Annotated in this window: 20 protein-coding genes; 18 read left to right on the top strand and 2 right to left on the bottom strand. The window is 48.5% G+C overall.

Translation table 11 applies throughout. From position 1 onward, the window contains the following. Positions 1-82 precede the first annotated feature (82 nt). The 16 genes from spoIIIAD to AWB54_RS11680 all read left to right on the top strand — a co-directional run bounded on the left by spoIIIAD (position 83) and on the right by AWB54_RS11680 (position 13,905). The gene (gene spoIIIAD, locus AWB54_RS11760) at positions 83-469 is read left to right on the top strand and encodes a stage III sporulation protein AD (protein WP_276618918.1); all 387 of its coding nucleotides are present in this window, start codon (positions 83-85) and stop codon (positions 467-469) included. Positions 470-497: 28 nt separating this feature from the next. Then, positions 498-1,682, top strand: a complete 1,185-nt coding sequence (spoIIIAE, locus tag AWB54_RS11755; protein WP_061214796.1) for a stage III sporulation protein AE — start codon at positions 498-500, stop codon at positions 1,680-1,682. A gap of 17 nt (positions 1,683-1,699) precedes the next feature. Continuing rightward, positions 1,700-2,284 (top strand): stage III sporulation protein AF, encoded by a 585-nt coding sequence (gene spoIIIAF / locus AWB54_RS11750; protein WP_061214795.1) that lies wholly within the window; start codon positions 1,700-1,702, stop codon positions 2,282-2,284. Between the two features lie 3 nt (positions 2,285-2,287). Further along, complete coding sequence (locus AWB54_RS11745) at positions 2,288-2,869, top strand: hypothetical protein (RefSeq protein WP_061214794.1); 582 nt, start codon at positions 2,288-2,290, stop codon at positions 2,867-2,869. A gap of 4 nt (positions 2,870-2,873) precedes the next feature. Continuing rightward, the gene (locus tag AWB54_RS11740) at positions 2,874-3,452 is read left to right on the top strand and encodes a SpoIIIAH-like family protein (RefSeq protein WP_061214793.1); all 579 of its coding nucleotides are present in this window, start codon (positions 2,874-2,876) and stop codon (positions 3,450-3,452) included. 759 nt (positions 3,453-4,211) lie between these two features. Further along, positions 4,212-6,122, top strand: a complete 1,911-nt coding sequence (gene accB, locus AWB54_RS11735; protein WP_061214792.1) for an acetyl-CoA carboxylase biotin carboxyl carrier protein — start codon at positions 4,212-4,214, stop codon at positions 6,120-6,122. 10 nt (positions 6,123-6,132) lie between these two features. Continuing rightward, the gene (accC, locus tag AWB54_RS11730; protein ID WP_061214791.1) at positions 6,133-7,482 is read left to right on the top strand and encodes an acetyl-CoA carboxylase biotin carboxylase subunit; all 1,350 of its coding nucleotides are present in this window, start codon (positions 6,133-6,135) and stop codon (positions 7,480-7,482) included. A gap of 152 nt (positions 7,483-7,634) precedes the next feature. Beyond that, positions 7,635-8,039 carry an Asp23/Gls24 family envelope stress response protein gene (locus tag AWB54_RS11725; protein ID WP_235811176.1) on the top strand — a complete coding sequence of 135 codons (405 nt, stop codon included), beginning with the start codon at positions 7,635-7,637 and terminating at the stop codon, positions 8,037-8,039. A 69-nt stretch (positions 8,040-8,108) separates the two neighbouring features. Continuing rightward, entirely contained in the window at positions 8,109-8,648 is a 540-nt protein-coding gene (gene amaP, locus AWB54_RS11720; RefSeq protein ID WP_061214790.1) for an alkaline shock response membrane anchor protein AmaP, read from the top strand. 11 nt (positions 8,649-8,659) lie between these two features. Beyond that, positions 8,660-8,884 carry a DUF2273 domain-containing protein gene (locus AWB54_RS11715; protein WP_061214789.1) on the top strand — a complete coding sequence of 75 codons (225 nt, stop codon included), beginning with the start codon at positions 8,660-8,662 and terminating at the stop codon, positions 8,882-8,884. Positions 8,885-8,900: 16 nt separating this feature from the next. Next, on the top strand, positions 8,901-9,320 hold the full coding sequence (gene nusB, locus AWB54_RS11710) for a transcription antitermination factor NusB (protein ID WP_061214788.1): 420 nt from the start codon (positions 8,901-8,903) through the stop codon (positions 9,318-9,320). Then, entirely contained in the window at positions 9,298-10,269 is a 972-nt protein-coding gene (locus AWB54_RS11705) for a tRNA (adenosine(37)-N6)-threonylcarbamoyltransferase complex transferase subunit TsaD (protein ID WP_061214787.1), read from the top strand. Before nusB ends, AWB54_RS11705 begins: the two co-directional genes overlap by 23 nt. A 453-nt stretch (positions 10,270-10,722) precedes the next feature. Further along, the gene (locus tag AWB54_RS11695) at positions 10,723-11,559 is read left to right on the top strand and encodes a bifunctional 5,10-methylenetetrahydrofolate dehydrogenase/5,10-methenyltetrahydrofolate cyclohydrolase (RefSeq protein WP_061214785.1); all 837 of its coding nucleotides are present in this window, start codon (positions 10,723-10,725) and stop codon (positions 11,557-11,559) included. A gap of 2 nt (positions 11,560-11,561) precedes the next feature. Continuing rightward, positions 11,562-12,779, top strand: a complete 1,218-nt coding sequence (gene xseA / locus AWB54_RS11690; RefSeq protein WP_061214784.1) for an exodeoxyribonuclease VII large subunit — start codon at positions 11,562-11,564, stop codon at positions 12,777-12,779. Next, the gene (gene xseB / locus AWB54_RS11685; RefSeq protein ID WP_011640006.1) at positions 12,767-12,988 is read left to right on the top strand and encodes an exodeoxyribonuclease VII small subunit; all 222 of its coding nucleotides are present in this window, start codon (positions 12,767-12,769) and stop codon (positions 12,986-12,988) included. The genes xseA and xseB overlap by 13 nt, the downstream gene beginning before the upstream one ends. Before the next feature lie 11 nt (positions 12,989-12,999). Further along, on the top strand, positions 13,000-13,905 hold the full coding sequence (locus AWB54_RS11680) for a polyprenyl synthetase family protein (protein WP_061214783.1): 906 nt from the start codon (positions 13,000-13,002) through the stop codon (positions 13,903-13,905). 130 nt (positions 13,906-14,035) lie between these two features. On the opposite strand, the gene AWB54_RS11675 is transcribed toward AWB54_RS11680, so the two are convergent. Beyond that, a complete protein-coding gene (locus AWB54_RS11675) occupies positions 14,036-14,965 on the bottom strand; it encodes a hypothetical protein (protein WP_061214782.1) in 930 nt (309 codons plus the stop codon). A gap of 69 nt (positions 14,966-15,034) precedes the next feature. Beyond that, positions 15,035-16,414, bottom strand: a complete 1,380-nt coding sequence (locus tag AWB54_RS11670; RefSeq protein ID WP_061214781.1) for an MATE family efflux transporter — start codon at positions 16,412-16,414, stop codon at positions 15,035-15,037. 405 nt (positions 16,415-16,819) lie between these two features. On the opposite strand from AWB54_RS11670, the gene AWB54_RS11665 reads away from it, so the two are divergent. Next, on the top strand, positions 16,820-17,092 hold the full coding sequence (locus AWB54_RS11665; protein ID WP_061214780.1) for a type II toxin-antitoxin system Phd/YefM family antitoxin: 273 nt from the start codon (positions 16,820-16,822) through the stop codon (positions 17,090-17,092). Beyond that, positions 17,079-17,393 (top strand): type II toxin-antitoxin system RelE/ParE family toxin, encoded by a 315-nt coding sequence (locus AWB54_RS11660; RefSeq protein ID WP_061214779.1) that lies wholly within the window; start codon positions 17,079-17,081, stop codon positions 17,391-17,393. Before AWB54_RS11665 ends, AWB54_RS11660 begins: the two co-directional genes overlap by 14 nt. The last annotated feature ends 278 nt before the right edge of the window (positions 17,394-17,671 follow it).

Here is a 17,671-nt window from a genome sequence, read left to right as displayed (position 1 = left end):
CCTGCAACCGTTGTGATACAAGCGCAGTTGTCACCTTCCAGGCTGGTGCCTGTTTATGTAGCGAAATCAAGGAGAGATGAAGGTGGAAATAGCTCAAGTCATAGGCCTGGCTCTGGTTACAACTATACTATTGCTGATACTGAGACAGGAAAAACCAGTTATGGCGGTAGTCTTGAGCATTACTTTCAGTATAGTAATTTTCCTTTTCATGATGGGAAAAATGGCGGCAATAATAGCTTTGATGCAAGAACTTACCCGCCGGGCGCAAATCAACTACTTTTTTTTGGCCACCATTTTGAAAATTATTGGGGTAGCTTATCTGGGTGAATTCGCCGCCGCTATTTGCCAGGATGCAGGTGAACATGCCGTAGCCAAAAAAGTGGAGTTTGCCGCCAAAATAATAATTGTGGTTTTATCTCTTCCCATTATGGTTGCCATACTGGAATCCATGATGGAACTGATGGTATGAAAAACTGGGGAGAAAAGGGGGGGCCAGCATGAATAAATACTTTCTCCTTTTTTTGCTCTTGATTACTGGCATCCTTATTTTTTCGCCCCTGGCCTGGGGCGGGGAAATAGATAACGAAAGCGAGCAGCTTGCTCCCCTGGAGACTACGCTTAAAAATCTCAACCTGAATGTTTTTGATGAATACAAGAAGAACATTGATGAGGAAATAAGCTCCAGCATGAAGGGAAAAACGGTAAAAGACCTGCTGCTGGATTTCAGCCAGGGCCAGTTGGATTTAAAAATCCAGGATATTATGGAAGGTATTTTGCAGTTATTTTTCAAGGAAGTTCGGGCCAACTCCGGCCTGATGGCCAAGCTGTTGATTCTATCGGTTCTCACTGCCCTGTTGGTAAACCTGCAGAATTCTTTCTCCTCGGGGGTAGCCCAGATTTCCTACCTGAGCTGTTACCTGGCTTTGGGAGCCATAGCCCTGGGTTCATTTCGCCTGGTTTTGGAAATCGGTCATCAAAGCATAAATAATATGGTGGCATTTATGATGGGTATGCTGCCGCAGATGCTGGTATTAACCGCAGGATTAGGAAATATCAATGCTTCTGCCATGCTCTTCCCCATTCTGATGACAACGGCCACTGCCTTTGCCAACGCCATAAAGAACGTGGTCTTTCCTTTAATTATTATGTCGGCCATACTAAGCCTTTTAAATCATATGTCTATCAGCTTAAAGGTAGAAAAGTTAGCTTCCTTTTTTGGACAGATGGCCCGGGTAAGCCTGGGCTTTTGCCTTACCATATTTGCCGGCTTTATAACTTTACGGGCCCTCTATGCTTCGGTGCTGGACAAGGTAGCCCTGCGTACCACCAAATTTGTTACGGATAACGCTATCCCGGTAGTTGGCAAAATCCTTTCCGACACTATCGAAGTAACCGCAGGCTATGTGGTTATGTTAAAACAAGCACTGGGTTTTTTAGGGGTTTTAATCATCATTGGTATAATTGCCCTTCCCCTGATAAAAGTTGCTGCCGTAGCCCTTATCTATAAAATAACCGCGGCGGTAGTCGAACCGGTCGGTGATGCCAAAACGGCAGCCATATTAGATATAATGAGTGCCCATATCTTTTTAATGCTGGCGGCATTGGCCTCGGTGGGCTTAATGTTTTTAATCATGATTTCCATAGTGGCGGGGATGTCCAACGGTCTTGGGGCCTTACGCTAGAGCGGGGGAGGACTGATATGCAGCTTTTACATGAAATAGTTAGGAATGTCCTGGTAATTATCATTCTCACCAGTTTTTTGGAATTGCTCCTTCCCGAAGGAGGAATAAGACCTTTTGTTAGATTTGCTGTGGGCATGTTCATCATAATTGCCGTTTTAAATCCCGTTCTATCCTTGCTTTTTAGTGAGCGGGAATTAAAAGTAAATCTCTGGGACTACCAACCGGAAGAGAGCAAAAGTGAAGAAATCATAGATAACGGCCAACAAATTCAGCAGGAGATTATAGAGCAACATAATGAAATAGCCCGGGAGAAACTACAGGGACAGATAGATGCTGTAGCTGTGCTGGTTCAGGGAGTGGAAGAGGTTAAGTCAGAGATTGAGATTGGCCAGGATGGCAAAGTGCAGACAGTAAATATTCTGCTCCAGTCGGGAAGACCTGAAGTTAAAAAAGCTAAAGACGGGATTGAGGTTTTTTCCGGGGAGGATAGCAAGCTGAGCCGGGAAGAAATGAAAGTGATTGAAGATAAGGTCATTAGTATTATCGGTAATTTTTATGGTCTCAGTACTTCACAGATTAAAGTTGAATTTGAAGGGGGTTAATCTATGCTGGATGAGTGGCTAAGGAAAAGTCAAGATGGCCCGGGCCGGAATTCCTGGTTATCGGGAAAGAAAAACAGGTACATACTGCTTATTCTAATCTGTTTTGGTTTACTGGCTTTGATTTGGCCGGTGAGCAAGGTGGAGAAAAATCCGCCGGCACCGGCCAGCGGAGAACATCAACGAGAAGAGGCCAGGAGCGTCAAGTTACAAATGGCCGGCGAGCTGGAAGCAATTTTATCAGAAATCAATGGCGCGGGAAAGGTGGAGGTCAGCCTGAGCTTGAGTTCCGATGGTCATAAAACCTTTGCCAGCAACCGGCGGGATGAAAAAAGAGAGACCGAGGAAAGCCAGGCCCGGGGCATTAAAAAGAACAGCAGCGAAGAAAGCAGGGTGGAGGATCTGGCGGTATCATCAGGAGCGCCGGTACTGGTGGAAGAACGCTTCCCGGAGGTTCTGGGGGTACTGGTGGTGGCCGATGGAGGAGGCCGGGCGGAGGTAAAGGAACGCTTGACTGATGCTACGGCTACCCTGCTTAATATATCACCACACCGGGTGAGAGTGATGCCCAGGAAAGGAGGCGAATAGCCAGATGAAAAAAGAACCAAATATCCGCCCCCTCTTAGTGAGAATAAGATGGAAGGAGATTTGCTTAATCATAGTGATTTTTATTTTGCTGTTGCTTGGTTTAATGTGGGTTATAAGCGGAAAAGAAGAAAGGACCGCAATACTTCCGCTCAGCGAGGAGAATAAAATCCTGGAGGAATTTTCGAAGACAGCTGATTTAAGCCAGGTAAATAAAAAGGAAACAGCCACAAATGATTTTTTTTCCACTTACCGTTTGGATAGAGAGCGTATTCGCGGAAAACAACTGGACATTTTAAAAGCAATCATGGAGAATAAGGATAGCGATGATAAGGCGCGGGAAATGGCTTCGTTGCGGATGGTGAAGATATCGGAAGAGATGGAAAAGGAGATGAGTTTGGAGAGCCTGGTAAAGTCGGAAGGGATTGAAGAATGCGTGGCCCTGGTACAGGCCGGCACTGCCACGGTAATTGTCCCTGCCGGTGCACTGAGTCCGGAGCGGAAGGAAGAGATGAGGGAATTACTATTCAGTTTTGCGGATTTTCCCAAGGATAAAGTTTGGCTGAAAGAAGCGGGAAAAGAGTAAACTTGTATACATTCCCCAAAAAGATTGAAATAATCGGGCTTTATTTTTATAATTATTAATGTCGGAGTAGCACAACTATGCTCAGGCCGGTGGCCTGAGTATAATTTTATCTAAAGCTTTTTTTATTATGAACACAATGCTACTTCGAAAATTTTACATAAGGGTTGCATAAATGGTTCTACTGCAAAAACCCCTTTTTGTTGCATAAGGGTTGCATAAATATACAAAGCGAGCGTTGGCGAAGCATGGATGCAACACCCGGCGAAGGCGAACAGGCGAAAGGGGGCGAGCGACAGGAGGTCGCGAGAGCGCTACCTCCCATGGACGGGAGATTAGCGCGGTACCCCTTGAGCCGCGAGACAAGCCGTAGGTGTTGCCCATGCGTAGCGCCCTGTCGGGCACAACTGATGCTCCCTTCGGTCGCTATTAAGGACGCTGGAGCGGAATATTTATGCAAGCAAATGCATAATTATTACTTTTTGCAGCGGAATCATAAATATACAAGCATAATAGAATAGGAACTACCGCAATTTAGTCTCTTTAAGCTCGGAAGAAACTACGGAGCGGTTTCAACACAGTGCTGCAACGAGGCGGGGGATTAGAGCCCGCCGCCTATTTGGTTAATAGGACCCCGACTGATTTAAGAAGCACCCTGCGGGCACTACTGATGTTCGCTTCGCTCACTATTAAAGAAGCGGGGACATATTTCACCTCATTATATTCACAACGGATATTGGCCGGCGGTTCTTATAGGGAGGTATGGAATTGGGCAAAATCAAGATAACAGATACCAGCTTGCGAGATGGGCATCAAAGTTTGTGGGCTACCCGTATGACTACAGAAGATATGCTTCCCATCCTGGAAAACATTGACGAGGTGGGTTATCATTCCCTGGAGGTATGGGGAGGCGCTACCTTTGATGTATGTATTCGCTACCTTAACGAAGACCCCTGGGAAAGGTTGCGTAAAATCCGCCGCGGAATAAAAAAGACCAAGTTGCAAATGCTGCTCAGAGGTCAATCAATTGTAGGTTATACCCATTACCCGGATGACATTGTCGAGAAGTTTGTGGAAAAGGCGGCGGAGAATGGTATTGACATATTCCGCGTATTTGATGCTTTAAACGATATCCGGAATCTGGAAACCTGCATGAGGGCCGCCAAAAAAAGCGGCAAACATGTGCAGGCCTGTGTGGTCTATACGGTAAGCCCGGTTCATACCATGCAGCATTTTGTAGAGACTGCCCTGCGGCTAAAGGATATGGGAGCGGATTCCATTTGTATAAAGGATATGGCCGGTTTATTATCGCCTTATGCCTCCTTTGAGCTGGTTAAGGCCCTGAAGGAGAATGTGCAGCTGCCTCTGCAATTGCATACTCACTATATAGGCGGGCTGGCTATTGCGGCTCTTTTAAAAGCAGCGGAAGCCGGAGTTGATATCATTGATACCGCCAGTGTTCCCATGGCCTTCGGTTCCTCCCAGCCGCCGGTGGAAACTATTGTTAGGGCTCTGCAGGATACTCCCTGGGATACTGGTTTGGATCTTCATGATTTGTTTAATATAGCGACTCATTTTGAGCAGATACGCAAACACAAGGGCTTTGAGCGGGGAGTAACGCGCATTGCCGATATGAAGGTTTTTGAACACCAGGTGCCCGGGGGCATGATTACCAACCTTTACTCGCAATTGGAAGAACAGAAGGCTTCCCACCGTATTGACGAGGTGCTGGCGGAAATACCCAAGGTGAGGGCGGATTTGGGCTATCCCCCGCTGGTTACGCCTACCAGCCAGATAATTGGTATTCAAGCGGTGCTGAATATATTAATGGGAGAAAGATATAAGCTCTGCCCCGGTGAGGTAAAGGACTATGTCCGGGGATATTACGGCAAACCGGCGGTAGCAATTAAAGATGAGATCCGGAAAAAGATAATCGGCGATGAAGAGGTCATTACCGTCCGGCCTGCTGATTTGTTGGAACCAGCCTGGGAGAGATCCCGCCAGGAGCTGGGTGAACTGGCGGAGAGTGAGGAGGACATATTGACTTACGCTTTGTTCCCCCAAGTTGCCTTGAAATTTTTCGAATATAGAAAAAACAGGGGGGCCGAAGACATTCCCCAGATTTCTTCCATTGATACGCTGGGGGAAGAACTGCTTGATGAGGAAACCCCGGTGGCAATACCACCGGTAGTTTCGCGAGTTAAGAAGATAGCAACTCATGGGGGAGATGATGAAATGAAACTCGATGAAATCAGAGAATTGATGCTCTTGATGGATCAGAGCAGTATCAGTGAACTGGAAGTGCAAAATGACAATTATAGATTAAGTTTACGCAAAGGAAATGGACCGGCAGTTGACAAAGCGGCAGCTGCTGCGCCGGTAAATTTGCCCCCGGCCCTCTCCAGTGAAAGAGTCGGGCTTGAGCGGGATAATATTACGGAAGTTTTAGCTCCCATGGTGGGAACCTTCTATGCCGCACCTTCCCCAGATTCCCCTCCCTATGTGCAGCCGGGAGAACATGTTGGCCCGGGTCAGACCCTGTGCATCCTGGAGGCCATGAAGTTGATGAATGAGATAAAAACCGAATTTGCCGGTACTATTATTGAAATCATGGTGGATAACGCGGAAGCGGTTGAATATGGTCAAGTCCTGTTCTTAATTGAGAAAGACTAGGGGTGATAGCTTGTTTTCACGAGTTCTAATAGCCAATCGTGGAGAAATTGCCCTGCGGATTATAAGAGCGTGTAAAGAACTGGGCATAGAAACCGTCGCCGTATATTCAGTAGCGGATAAAGACAGCCTGCATGTTAAACAGGCGGATGAGGCTATCTGTATCGGTGGAGCCCCGGCCCGGCAAAGCTATCTTAATATATCCAATATCATTGCTGCCGCCCAGAATAGCGAGGCTGAGGCTATTCATCCCGGCTATGGCTTTCTGGCGGAGAATTCCCATTTTGCCAGTTTATGTTCCAGCTATAATATCCAGTTCATTGGCCCCCCACCAGAAGTTATTGAACTTATGGGAGATAAGGTGCGGGCCCGGGAACTGGTAAAAAATGTGGGAGTTCCCGTTGTGCCTGGAAGTGATGGGGCGGTGCAATCATATAAAGAAGCCCTGGATGTGGCCAGGGACATTGGCTATCCGGTTATGATCAAGGCTTCGGCAGGAGGCGGCGGCAAGGGTATGCGCCTGGCTCATAACGAAAGCTCCTTGAAAAACGCCCTGGAAATGGCCCGTATGGAAGCAGGGGCTGCCTTTGGCAATGATGAAATATATCTGGAGAAATATATCGAAGAGCCTCGTCATATTGAGTTTCAAATCCTGGGAGATCAGTTGGGTAATCTAATTCACCTGGGAGAAAGGGATTGTTCCCTGCAAAGGCGCAACCAGAAACTTCTGGAAGAGGCTCCTTCCTCTTTGCTGGATGAGGCCTTGCGCCAGCAGATGGGGAAAGTTGCGGTTGATGCCGCCCGGGCAGCAGGCTACTCTAGTGCCGGCACCGTAGAATTTTTAGTGGACAAAAACAAGAATTTTTATTTTATCGAGATGAATACCCGTATCCAGGTCGAACACCCGGTAACAGAAATGGTTACAGGAATTGATATCATCAAAGAACAGTTTCGGATTGCGGCGGGTGAAGTGCTTTCCTATCAACAAGAGGATATTGAGATAAAGGGTTGGGCTCTGGAATGCCGGATTAATGCCGAAGACCCGGCTTGCAACTTTCAGCCCTCTCCGGGACAGGTGGGGCAATACATCATTCCGGGTGGACCCGGGATAAGAGTAGACTCTTCCGTATATTCCGGCTACCACATACCGCCTTTTTATGATTCTATGGTGGCCAAATTGATTGCCTGGGGCAGGAATAGAGATGAGGCTATCAGGCGTATGAAACGGGCCCTGGGGGAGTTTGAAGTGGAAAATATCCATACTACCATACCCTTTCACCTGGAAGTATTGGATAATGCCTTTTTCCGCAAAGGTGAAGTTTACACCAATTTTATACAAAGACGAATGAGCGATAAAGCCTAATCTAAATCAACGCTTGCCTTGTATATTTATGCAACCCTTATGCAATAAAAAGAGGTGTTGCAGTGGAGGCACTTTTTAAATAGATTTGATAATTACGGTAATTGTTTGGTAGAATAATTAACAACGGCAAAAATACTATGGGGGTGAATATTGTGGAAGGACAAAAACCAGAAATATTCAATGAATACGGAACCATCAGAATTGCAGACGAAGTTGTTTCAACCGTGGCCGGATTGGCCGCCACAGATGTCGAAGGAGTTGTATCGCTAAGCGGCGGCTGGGGTACCGATCTGGTAGAAAAGCTGGGAAGAAAGAACTATGGTAAGGGCATAAAGGTTGAAGTTGCTGATGATAAGACCAAAATAGACATCTTTATTGTGGTGGAGTTTGGTTACCCCATACCGGAAGTAGCCGAGAAGGTGCAAAAAGAGGTAAAATTAGCCGTAGAGACTATGACCGGCCTTTCGGTAGCGAGTATCAATGTGCACATAGTGTCGGTTTCAATTAAGAAATCACCGACAGATGAAGAAGCGGACTCCGAGTTTATAGTGGAATAGTAATGTTGTTGACCCCCTGCTCCCACAGGGGGTTAACTGTATTGTTTTTTATTGGAAAGAGGTGGGAAAATGGAAAAAGCCTGGCGTCCGGTCTTGTTAGTATATAATCTTCTATTGTTGTTTTTGGCCGGGGTAGTGGTAGCAGCGGCCATGGGCCGTGCCGAACCCCTCACTTTTATAAATCAGGCCCTGTCCACTCCCCAGAACCGGGTAATTGTTGGTACTATTGCCATAGTAATTATGGCCATAGCCTTGGTGATGCTTGTTTCCGGGCTGAAATACGAGAACAAACCCGATTCCATAATTGTAGACAGTTCACTGGCCGGACAGGTTTCCATTACCGTTCCAGCGATTAAAGTAATAATTATGAAAGCGGTTAAAAAAGTTGACGGAGTTAAAGAAATAAAACCGGCCGTAAGCACTGGCAACGATGGTCTGGTGGTTTACCTGCATACCGCCATTAATCCTGATTACAATGTGCCGGAGATGAGCAAGAGCCTGCAGCAAACCGTAAAAGAATACTTGGAGGATATAGGCGGGCTGCAAGTTTCTCAGGTAAAAGTATTGGTAGACGATTTCAGCACTTCCAATAAAGCTGTCAATCGTTAGGGGGCAGGCAAATGGGGGAAAAATTATTACTATTGATATTAGAGGAACACCGGGGTAAGGCCCTGGGGATTCTACTGGGCCTCATCGCCAGCATTCTCTTTATTAGCTATGGATTCTGGCGCAGCCTCTTCGTTATCTTCTGTATTATTTTAGGCTTTTTCATCGGCAAGAGGATTGACGAAAACCAGAGTTTTGACAACTGGTTGCGCCAAATGTTCAAAGACCGGCAACGATAGCGAGGGAAGAAAATATTTGAGCAGAAGAAAAGCACGGGAAACCGCATTCAAGGTGGTTTTCCAGGTGGACCAGGTGCAGGCGGATGCCAAAAAAGCCTTTGATTACCTGGTCCTACATGACAAATTAGCGGAAAAGAATCAGGGATTTTCCTGGGATCTAATTCATGGTACTTTGGAAAAGCAAGCGGAAATTGACCGGATGATTGCCAGTTACTCCCGGGAATGGGCTTTGGACCGGATGTCTTCCGTTGACCGAAATATAATGCGGGTGGCTGCCTATGAAATACTCTACCTGGAAGACTCACAGGCGGTAGTGGCTATTGATGAGGCTATTGAAATAGCCAAAAAATACGGAGATGAAGGCTCCGGCAGCTTTGTCAACGCCATTCTGGACAAGATACTGGGAGAAAAAGATGAATATTTTCCTGGGGATTGACACCAGCGCTTATACCAGCTCGCTGGCCCTGGTGGACGAAGAACAGAATATTATCGCCGATGAGCGTATAATTTTGCAGGTTGGAGCAGGGAAAAGGGGTTTACGGCAATCAGAAGCCTTTTTCCAGCATATCAAAAACCTGCCCTTTTTATTTGCCCGGTTGGCTTCCCATTTTGATGCCCCGGTGAAAGCCATTGGCGCCAGTGCCTGGCCGCGCCGGGTGGAAGGGAGCTATATGCCGGTTTTTTCCGCCGGCTTCTCCCACGCCGAAGTATTGGGCAGTTTTACCGGAATACCCCTTCACTCGTTCAGCCACCAGGAAGGCCATATAATGGCCGGAATCAAGGGGAACGAAGCACTTCTGGGGCGAGCCGAATTCCTGGCGGTGCATTTTTCCGGAGGAACCTCCGAATTGCTCCATGTCCGGCGGCAGCAGGGGGGATTTCTGGATGTCTCGCCAGCCCTTGCGGGACTCGATTTGCACGCCGGGCAGTTGGTAGACCGGGTTGGGGTAGCCATGGGTTTGGACTTTCCTTGCGGCCCCGAGCTTGAAAAGATGGCCCGGCAATCGAGCGGGGAGAATCTACCCCTTATGCCTTCATCAGTAAGTGATAAAGGTTTTTCTTTTTCCGGGGCGGAAACCCGGGCGCAGAAATTGATGGCGGAGGGTATATCCTATCCAGATATCGCTCTGGCCAGCTTACGTTGTGTTGCCAATACCCTGGAGAAGAGCATCTTGCTGGAAAGCGATAAGAAAGGCATAAAAGATGTATTGCTGGTGGGAGGGGTAATGGCTAATTCAATAATAAAGGAACGGTTGCAGGCCCGCCTGGAACACCCGGCGGTGGGGCTAAAGCTCTTCTTTGCTTCCCCCGGCTTGAGCAGCGATAACGCGGTAGGGGTAGCCCTGGCTGCACAATTCATCCTGCGGATGAAGGAAGACGGATGACGGAAGGCGGATGAAGGAAGACGGAAATGTTTTTTGTTGCATAGGGTTGCATAAATATACAAAGCGAGCGTTGGCGAAGCATGGATGCAGCACCCTGCGGGTACTCCTGATGTTCCATCCTGCGGATGTCACTATTAAGGTTGCACCGGCGAAGGCGAGCAGGCGAAAGGGGGCGAGCGACAGGAGGTCGCGAGAGCGCCTCACCCTTCGGGTACGCCTGGTGTTCCACCCTGAGGGTGTCACTAATAAGGTTGCCTCCCATGGACGGGAGATTGGCGCGGTACCCCTTGAGCCGCGAGACAAGCCGTAGGTGTTGCCCATGCGTAGCGCCCTGTCGGGCACAACTGATGCTCCCTGCGGTCGCTATTAAGGACGCTGGAGCGGAATATTTATGCAAGCAAATGCATAATTATTACTTTTTGCAGCGGAATCAACTATTGAGGAGAGGAAAAAATGGAAATTATTAGTGGATCGCAAATAGCCCAGGAAATAAGGCAGAAGGTAAAAGAGAGGAATGAACAGGAGGGCATCAGCCCTTGCCTGGCCATGATTTTGGTGGGCGGCCAAAAAGAAGACCTCCATTATGTCGGTCTCAAAGAAAAAGCGGCAGCGGCCACTGGAGGGAAATCCCGCCTGCTCCATTTGCCGGAAGATAGCAGCCAGCAGGAACTGATGGCAAAAATCGCAGAACTAAACCAGGATGAGCAGGTGGACGGCATTTTGTTGCAATTACCCCTTCCGGCTGCCCTGGAGGAACAGACAGACGAAATACTGGCAGCTATCTGCCCGGACAAAGATGTCGATGGTTTTTCTCTGGTGAACCGGGGCCGGATGAGCGGCGACAACCCCGGCTTTATCAGTTGTGCGGCCCTGGCCTGCCTGGAGATCATCGAGCGCTTTTTCCCCTCCCTGGCGGGGAAAAAAGCAGTACTGGTGGGAGACTCCTTTGATTTGATAATTCCCCTGGCCACGATAATGATTAAGAGAGCCTGCCAGTTGAGCGTTCTGCCCTCTTACGAACCCGGACAGGCCTCAGGAGCAGATATTTTGGTAGTAGAAAAAGGCCGGGCCGGAATAGTTCAAGCGGAAGGACTCGCCCCGGGCGTCTTGATTATTGATGCCGGATTCTACTGGGGTGCCGGAGGCGTATGCGGCAATGTCGACCGGGCGGCCCTGGAAGGACAAGGATTTGAGGCCCGCTTGTTGCCGGTACCTGGCGGCATGGGGCCTATTCTGATCGCCAAACTTATGGAGAATCTGGCCCAGGCCGCCAGGCAAAAGCGGTACTAGCTATGAAAGAGATTCTGACGGTTACTGAGCTCAACAGCTACATAGCCAACCTGCTCGATAGCGACCCCTTTCTCGGCCAATTATGGCTGCGGGGAGAAATATCCGGTTTCAGGCTATACCAGCAGTCCGGGCATATGTACTTTACCCTGAAGGATGAAGACAGTACCATCAGTGCCGTAATGTTTAAAAGCCGGGCCAGAGGCTTGAAGTTTAAACCGAAAGACGGAATGGAAGTGCTCTTGCGGGCTTCGGTTTCCGTATTTGCCCGGCAGGGGAAATACCAGCTCTATGTGGAGGAAATGCAGCCTTATGGCATCGGCGGACTGTTTCTCTACCTGGAAGAACTGAAAAAAAAGCTGGCGGCCAAGGGGTACTTTGCCCCGGAAAGGAAAAAAGCCATACCAGCCTTCGTGCAGCGGGTGGGCATCGTAACTTCCCAGGATGGAGCCGCTTTGCGGGACATCTGCCGCATTCTGAAGCAAAGGCACCCGGGGGTGGAAGTGGTTCTGGTACATAGCTCAGTACAGGGCAGCGAGGCTCCGGGCGAGCTGGCTGAAGGCCTGCGTCTATTGAATAGCTATGGTGAGGTAGAATTAATTATTATAGGTCGTGGGGGAGGTTCCTATGAAGACCTCATGGCCTTCAACAGCGAATTGGTAGTACAGGCTATTTATGAATCCAATATTCCGGTAATCTCAGCGGTCGGCCATGAGGTGGATTTTACCCTGGCCGATCTGGTGGCCGACCTCAGAGCCGCTACCCCAAGCCAGGCGGCCAGCCTGGCAGTGGCCGACATGCAAGCTCTGTCCCGCCAGCTGGACAATTACCAGCAGCGCTTGCTGCGGGCCATGCAGCGCAAGCTGCTCTATTATACGGAAATAATTGACCGCCTTATGATGAAGCGGATTTGGAAACAGCCCCGTTCCCTGCTCCATATGCGGGAGGAACTGCTCAGCCAGCTGGAAAAGAGGCTGAGCCGAGGGATGACGGAGACTTTCCGGGAAAAGAAAATGCGGTTGTCAATGAACGTGGCTGCTTTGGACAGCCTCAGTCCCCTGAAAATCATGGAAAGGGGTTATGTACTATTGCAAAAAGAGGGTCGTATTATCAGAGATGAACAGCAGGTGCAAATTGGTGACCGGCTGGAAGTGGCTATGAGGCACGCCGATCTGGAGATTGAGGTCATCAAAAAGGAGAGGGTAAAGAGATGGAAAAGCTGAGTTTTGAGCTGGCCCTGAAAAAACTGGAGGAAAGTGTGGAACAGCTGGAATCAGGTGAGTTGGAACTGGAAGAATCCATCAAGGTTTTTGAGCAAGGTATTGAGCTATCCCTTTTTTGCCGTAAGGAACTATCCCAGGCGGAAGGGAAAATTCAACGGCTGGTTAAGAACCTGGGCGGGGAATTTGAACTACTGGATTTTGAAGTGTGAGGTAATAGGCTATGAATTTTGATTTAGAGCACTTTCAGGAAGAAATTAAACAACGCAAAGAATTTGTTGACAATTGCTTAATAGGTTGCTTGCTCCCGCCGGACAGCGACCCCCCGTTGATTCACCAGGCCATGCATTATGCCATTTTTAACGGAGGGAAAAGGCTCAGGCCCATAATGGTCCTGGAGGGGGCGAAGATTGCGGGGGGAGAAGCCGAGCAGGCGATTCCGGCGGCCTGCGCCCTGGAAATGATTCATTCCTATTCCCTGGTTCACGATGACCTGCCCTGTATGGATGATGATGATTTCCGCCGCGGACAGCCCACCTGTCACCGGGTTTTTGGCGAAGCCAACGCGGTCTTGACCGGTGATGCCCTGCTTACCGCCGCTTTTGAGCTCTTGAGCGGAGAAAACGGCACTTCCGGGATAAAGCCCGATACCATGCTCCGGGTGATAGCTGAAATTGCCCGGGCTGCCGGCAGCAGGGGAATGATTGGAGGGCAAATCCTGGACCTGGAAGCGGAAGGTAAGATTATTGATTATGAGAGCTTGAGGAAGCTGCACTGTTTGAAAACCGGCCAGTTGTTCCGGGCGGCCCTCAGAGCCGGAGCCATAGTGGGCGGAATAGGGGAGAAGGGCTTGCTGGCCCTGAGTGACTATGCCGATAATTTCGGACTGGCTTTTCAGATCAGCGATGATATCCTGGATGTGCAGGGAGATGCGGCTCTTACCGGCAAAAGCATGGGCAGCGACGCCCGCAAGGAAAAGAACACCTATCCCAGCTTGCTGGGCCTGGAGAAGTCCCGGCAGCTACTGGAAGAAAGCATTGCTACCTGCCTTAAGAGCCTGGAGCTTTTTGGCCCCGAGGCCGAATTCCTGCGCCAACTGGCCTGCTACACCCTGTACCGCAAGAGCTGATAAGCTTTGCTATGTCTTATATGACAGAATATTTATTTAAAAACTATTTTGCAGCTGGCGAAATCGGCCCTGTTTCCGTGCTATTTTATCGTTGCCGGACAATAGTCTTGTATAATATTTTCCTTTATATCTATGGATATTCCACCGGTTGAAGGGGATTGTTTTCCAGAATCTCTTCCACTTCTTCATATCCGGTCGGAAAGGCATAGTTATAACGCGCCGGTAGAGCAAAAACATATTTTGCATTGCTTCCAAGTTCTTTGGGCCCGATAGGTGCGGCACCGATATGGAATTCATTTTCTTGAAGCGAGTTCCACTGACTGGTGGTAAAGACCATAATGGGAATATCCTGTCGGGGGTTATCCGCGGTCCATTGGGGATGCCGGATAGAAATCATGGGACCGGTTTCAACTATTGCTGCTCCTTGTGCATCTCCCGAAGCCAACCCCTCCCATTGGCTATTTACAATAGTATAGCCTTTCCAGTTTTTTGGCAGAGAAAAATTAAAACCATAGAAGGTATTTTTATAGGTAATTGAATCCGCATCCTCATAATCACCTGGAGTGACAGAATCAATCAGCCAGCGTTTCTCAAACTTTTTGGCCACCAGAGTAATTGGACGCTTTGCGGCAAACCCGCCGTTTTCCTTCTCCTTGCTCGTAACTTCTATAATTTCGCCATTAACTTCGTATATACCCTCTGAAGTTTTTTTCATTTCCTGAATTTCTATACGCTCCGGCCACGGGCTTGAAACCAAACGACCGGGCGCATTTTGGGGGTCGTTTTGCCATATTTCAAGCAGAGCCGGCGACAGAAATTCGCTGTAATTTTCCTGCATGCTTTTTTTCAAAACATCCACTGGGGCTTGAAGTGATACTTTTTGCAGTTTGCTGCCAAAGCTTCTTACCAGGTTCGCTACGGCGGCTTCATCACTTTCTTCGGCTGGCTGTTGCTGTTCCTCTTTTTGCCCTGGATTTTGCGGTTGATTCCCTTTTACCCCGCAAGCAAAGAGGGAGAAACTCAGTAATAGGATTAATGAAAGTATAAGTGCTTTTTTCATATCCATCCTCCTCTCCTTATTTATACGCATTGCACGCGAATTCATTTCAGTAGTATTCAACTGCGGAGCCTAACCCGCTTCCAGTTCGGCTCCTAAAGCCCGGTACAGCCAACGCTTGCGCTGGTACACGATAATGAAAACCAGCGAGCGCAGCAGCCAGTCGATAACAAATACCACCCATATCCAGGCTATAGAAAGCTCCAGGACTTTAATCAGCAGATACATTATGGGTATACGGAAAGCCCAGGTAGCCAGGGTAGTGACATACAAAGGCGTACGGGTATCTCCGGCCCCTTTTAAGATACCGGCCAGGGTCATGCTCAGGGCAATGGTCAGCTGCTCAAATGCGGCAATTCGGACCAGACTGCCCGCCAGGGTGATAAGCACCGGGTCATTGGTAAATATCCGGGCAATGGCCTGGGGGAAACAGAAAAACACTACTCCCAGGAAGCCCATTAAAAGGATTGCCAGTTCCAGCGAACCCCGCGCCATCTTCTGCACCGCCAGGCGATCCCGGGCTCCTACCGCCTGCCCCACCAGCGCAGTAGCGGCAATAGCCACCCCAAAGCCGGGCATGATGGAGAGGGATTCCACCGCTAAGGCCACCTCATGTGAAGCATAGGCGGTAGTACCCAGAAAGACTATTAGGAAGACGGAAACCAGGCCGGAAACAGTTAAAAAGAACTGCTCCCCCATGCTGGGAAGGCCCAAGCGGAAGATGTTTTGAATGATAGGCCAGTTCAGACGCTCGGAAAGGCGAAATTTTACCTTTAAGCCACCCCGCCCGCCGAAAAAATACCAGCAGGCCATCACCAATCCCACCACATGTGCCAGGGAAGAAGCCAGGGCCGAGCCGGCCACTCCCAAGGCCGGTATCGGTCCCATTCCGTAAACCAGAATATAATTTGCCGCGCAGTTTACTATATTAACCACGAAAGCAATAGTCATGGGAATGTCGGTGCGGCCCAGTCCCCGGTAGACCGAATTAATAATATAGAGGGTCAAAGCCACCGGCAGTATGCTAAAGACGATATGGATATAAAGCAGGGCCAGGCGCTCAACTTCCGCTTCTACGGCAAATAGCCCCACAAAAGGCTCTGCCAGCCATAATCCCAGGACAGCCGCTGCTATTCCCACTACTACTGCCAGCATAAAGCTCTGTCCCGCCACCCGGCTGACCTCCAGGCGCTTGCCGGCTCCTTTGGCCTGAGCCACCAGAATTGCGGCTCCTATACCCAGCGACTCCAGCAAGAGCACCAGTCCAAAAAATATCTGCGCTCCCAGGGCCACCGCCGCCAGCGGTACCGCCCCCAGCCGTCCTACAATGGCGATATCCACCACCCCAATAAGCATGTAGAGGATCATTTCCATCATGGCCGGCAAAGCCGTTTTAAATATTCTCTTCCTGATAAGTGGTTCTTTTATAATAAGCAGAGATAGCTTTTTCATCCGTTTCTTCCTTATTTCGTCTTATCCGATAACTTAGTATAGCCGCCCGCGGCAAGACTGTAAACTAGGAAGGGGATTTTGCATGAGGAAGCTCTCTACTGCTTTATCGCTGCTTGTTCCCTCCGCCTGAATAGAAGATATGAGTATGGTATGGGAGATGCTGGTACTGGCAGAAGAATAGATCTTGCTGCTCCGCTAGCACTTAAACTGCTTATCAAAGAGCAAATTTTTCGGGAGGTATTGTACTAGTATAATGGTGAGGTTTTGAACACCATATGTAGCGGTGGGCACACCCGGAAACAGGGTTTTTGCAGTAGAACCAACAATAGACTAGATGCAATCGGCTTTGATAAGCTAAAGAAATTCGTGTATGATATCTTTAGGTTAGATGAGGAGGCCGGTTTTATGCCAAACATTAAATCCAGTACGGACTTAAGGAACAATTACAATGAGATCTCGACATTCTGCCGTGAAAGCAGAGAACCCGTTTTTATTACTAAAAATGGGCAGGGAGATTTGGTTGTTATGAGCATTGAGACCTACGAGATGCTTAACGGCAAACTTGAACTTTACCGTCTGCTTGATGAGGGCAGGGCCGCAGTAAAAGAGGGAAGAAAGCGCCCGCTGGAAGATGTGATGCAAGACATCAGGCAGGAAATAACTGATGGCAAATTATAGGGTTGACGTATCGGAACCTGCCGAAAAAGATCTACGTGATATTGTCCGATATATCTCTGCGCAACTATCAGCACCAATGACCGCATTGAAGATGATGGACAACGTTGAGAAAGCTATTATGGGTTTAGCAGTCATGCCGCAAAAATGCCCTCTTGTGACTGATGAACGGCTTGCAATGATGAAATATCGAAAGCTAATCGTAAAGAATTATATTGTCTTTTTCACTATAGATGAAAAGTCAAAGGTTGTTGATGTTGAGAGAATCCTTTATGCAAGGCGCGACTGGCGTCATATCATTTGAGGTTAAACATATTGTGAAGACAAGGGACGAACTGTAAGTCTATTGAGGTCAGAAATGTTAAAAGACAAACCGTTGAAATTATAATGTACAACAATGCGCTGTTTTAAGGCTTCATGCATTGGCTTTTCCAGTTTTCCATTCATATGCGGCAGTCCATATCCCAGCAATTATTTTATCCACCATAATTCTTCTGAAGTGTTGTAACTCCGAGGAATCTGCTTTAGACTCCTCGGATAATTTCTGATGACAAAACTATCTGTATAGGAATGGCATCGCGT

Origin of the sequence: Syntrophomonas wolfei subsp. methylbutyratica (assembly GCF_001570625.1) — a bacterium.
Taxonomy (GTDB): Bacteria; Bacillota; Syntrophomonadia; order Syntrophomonadales; family Syntrophomonadaceae; genus Syntrophomonas; species Syntrophomonas methylbutyratica.
The sequence above is the reverse complement of the archived record's forward strand: the minus strand, read 5'-3'. Positions and strand labels throughout refer to the sequence as shown.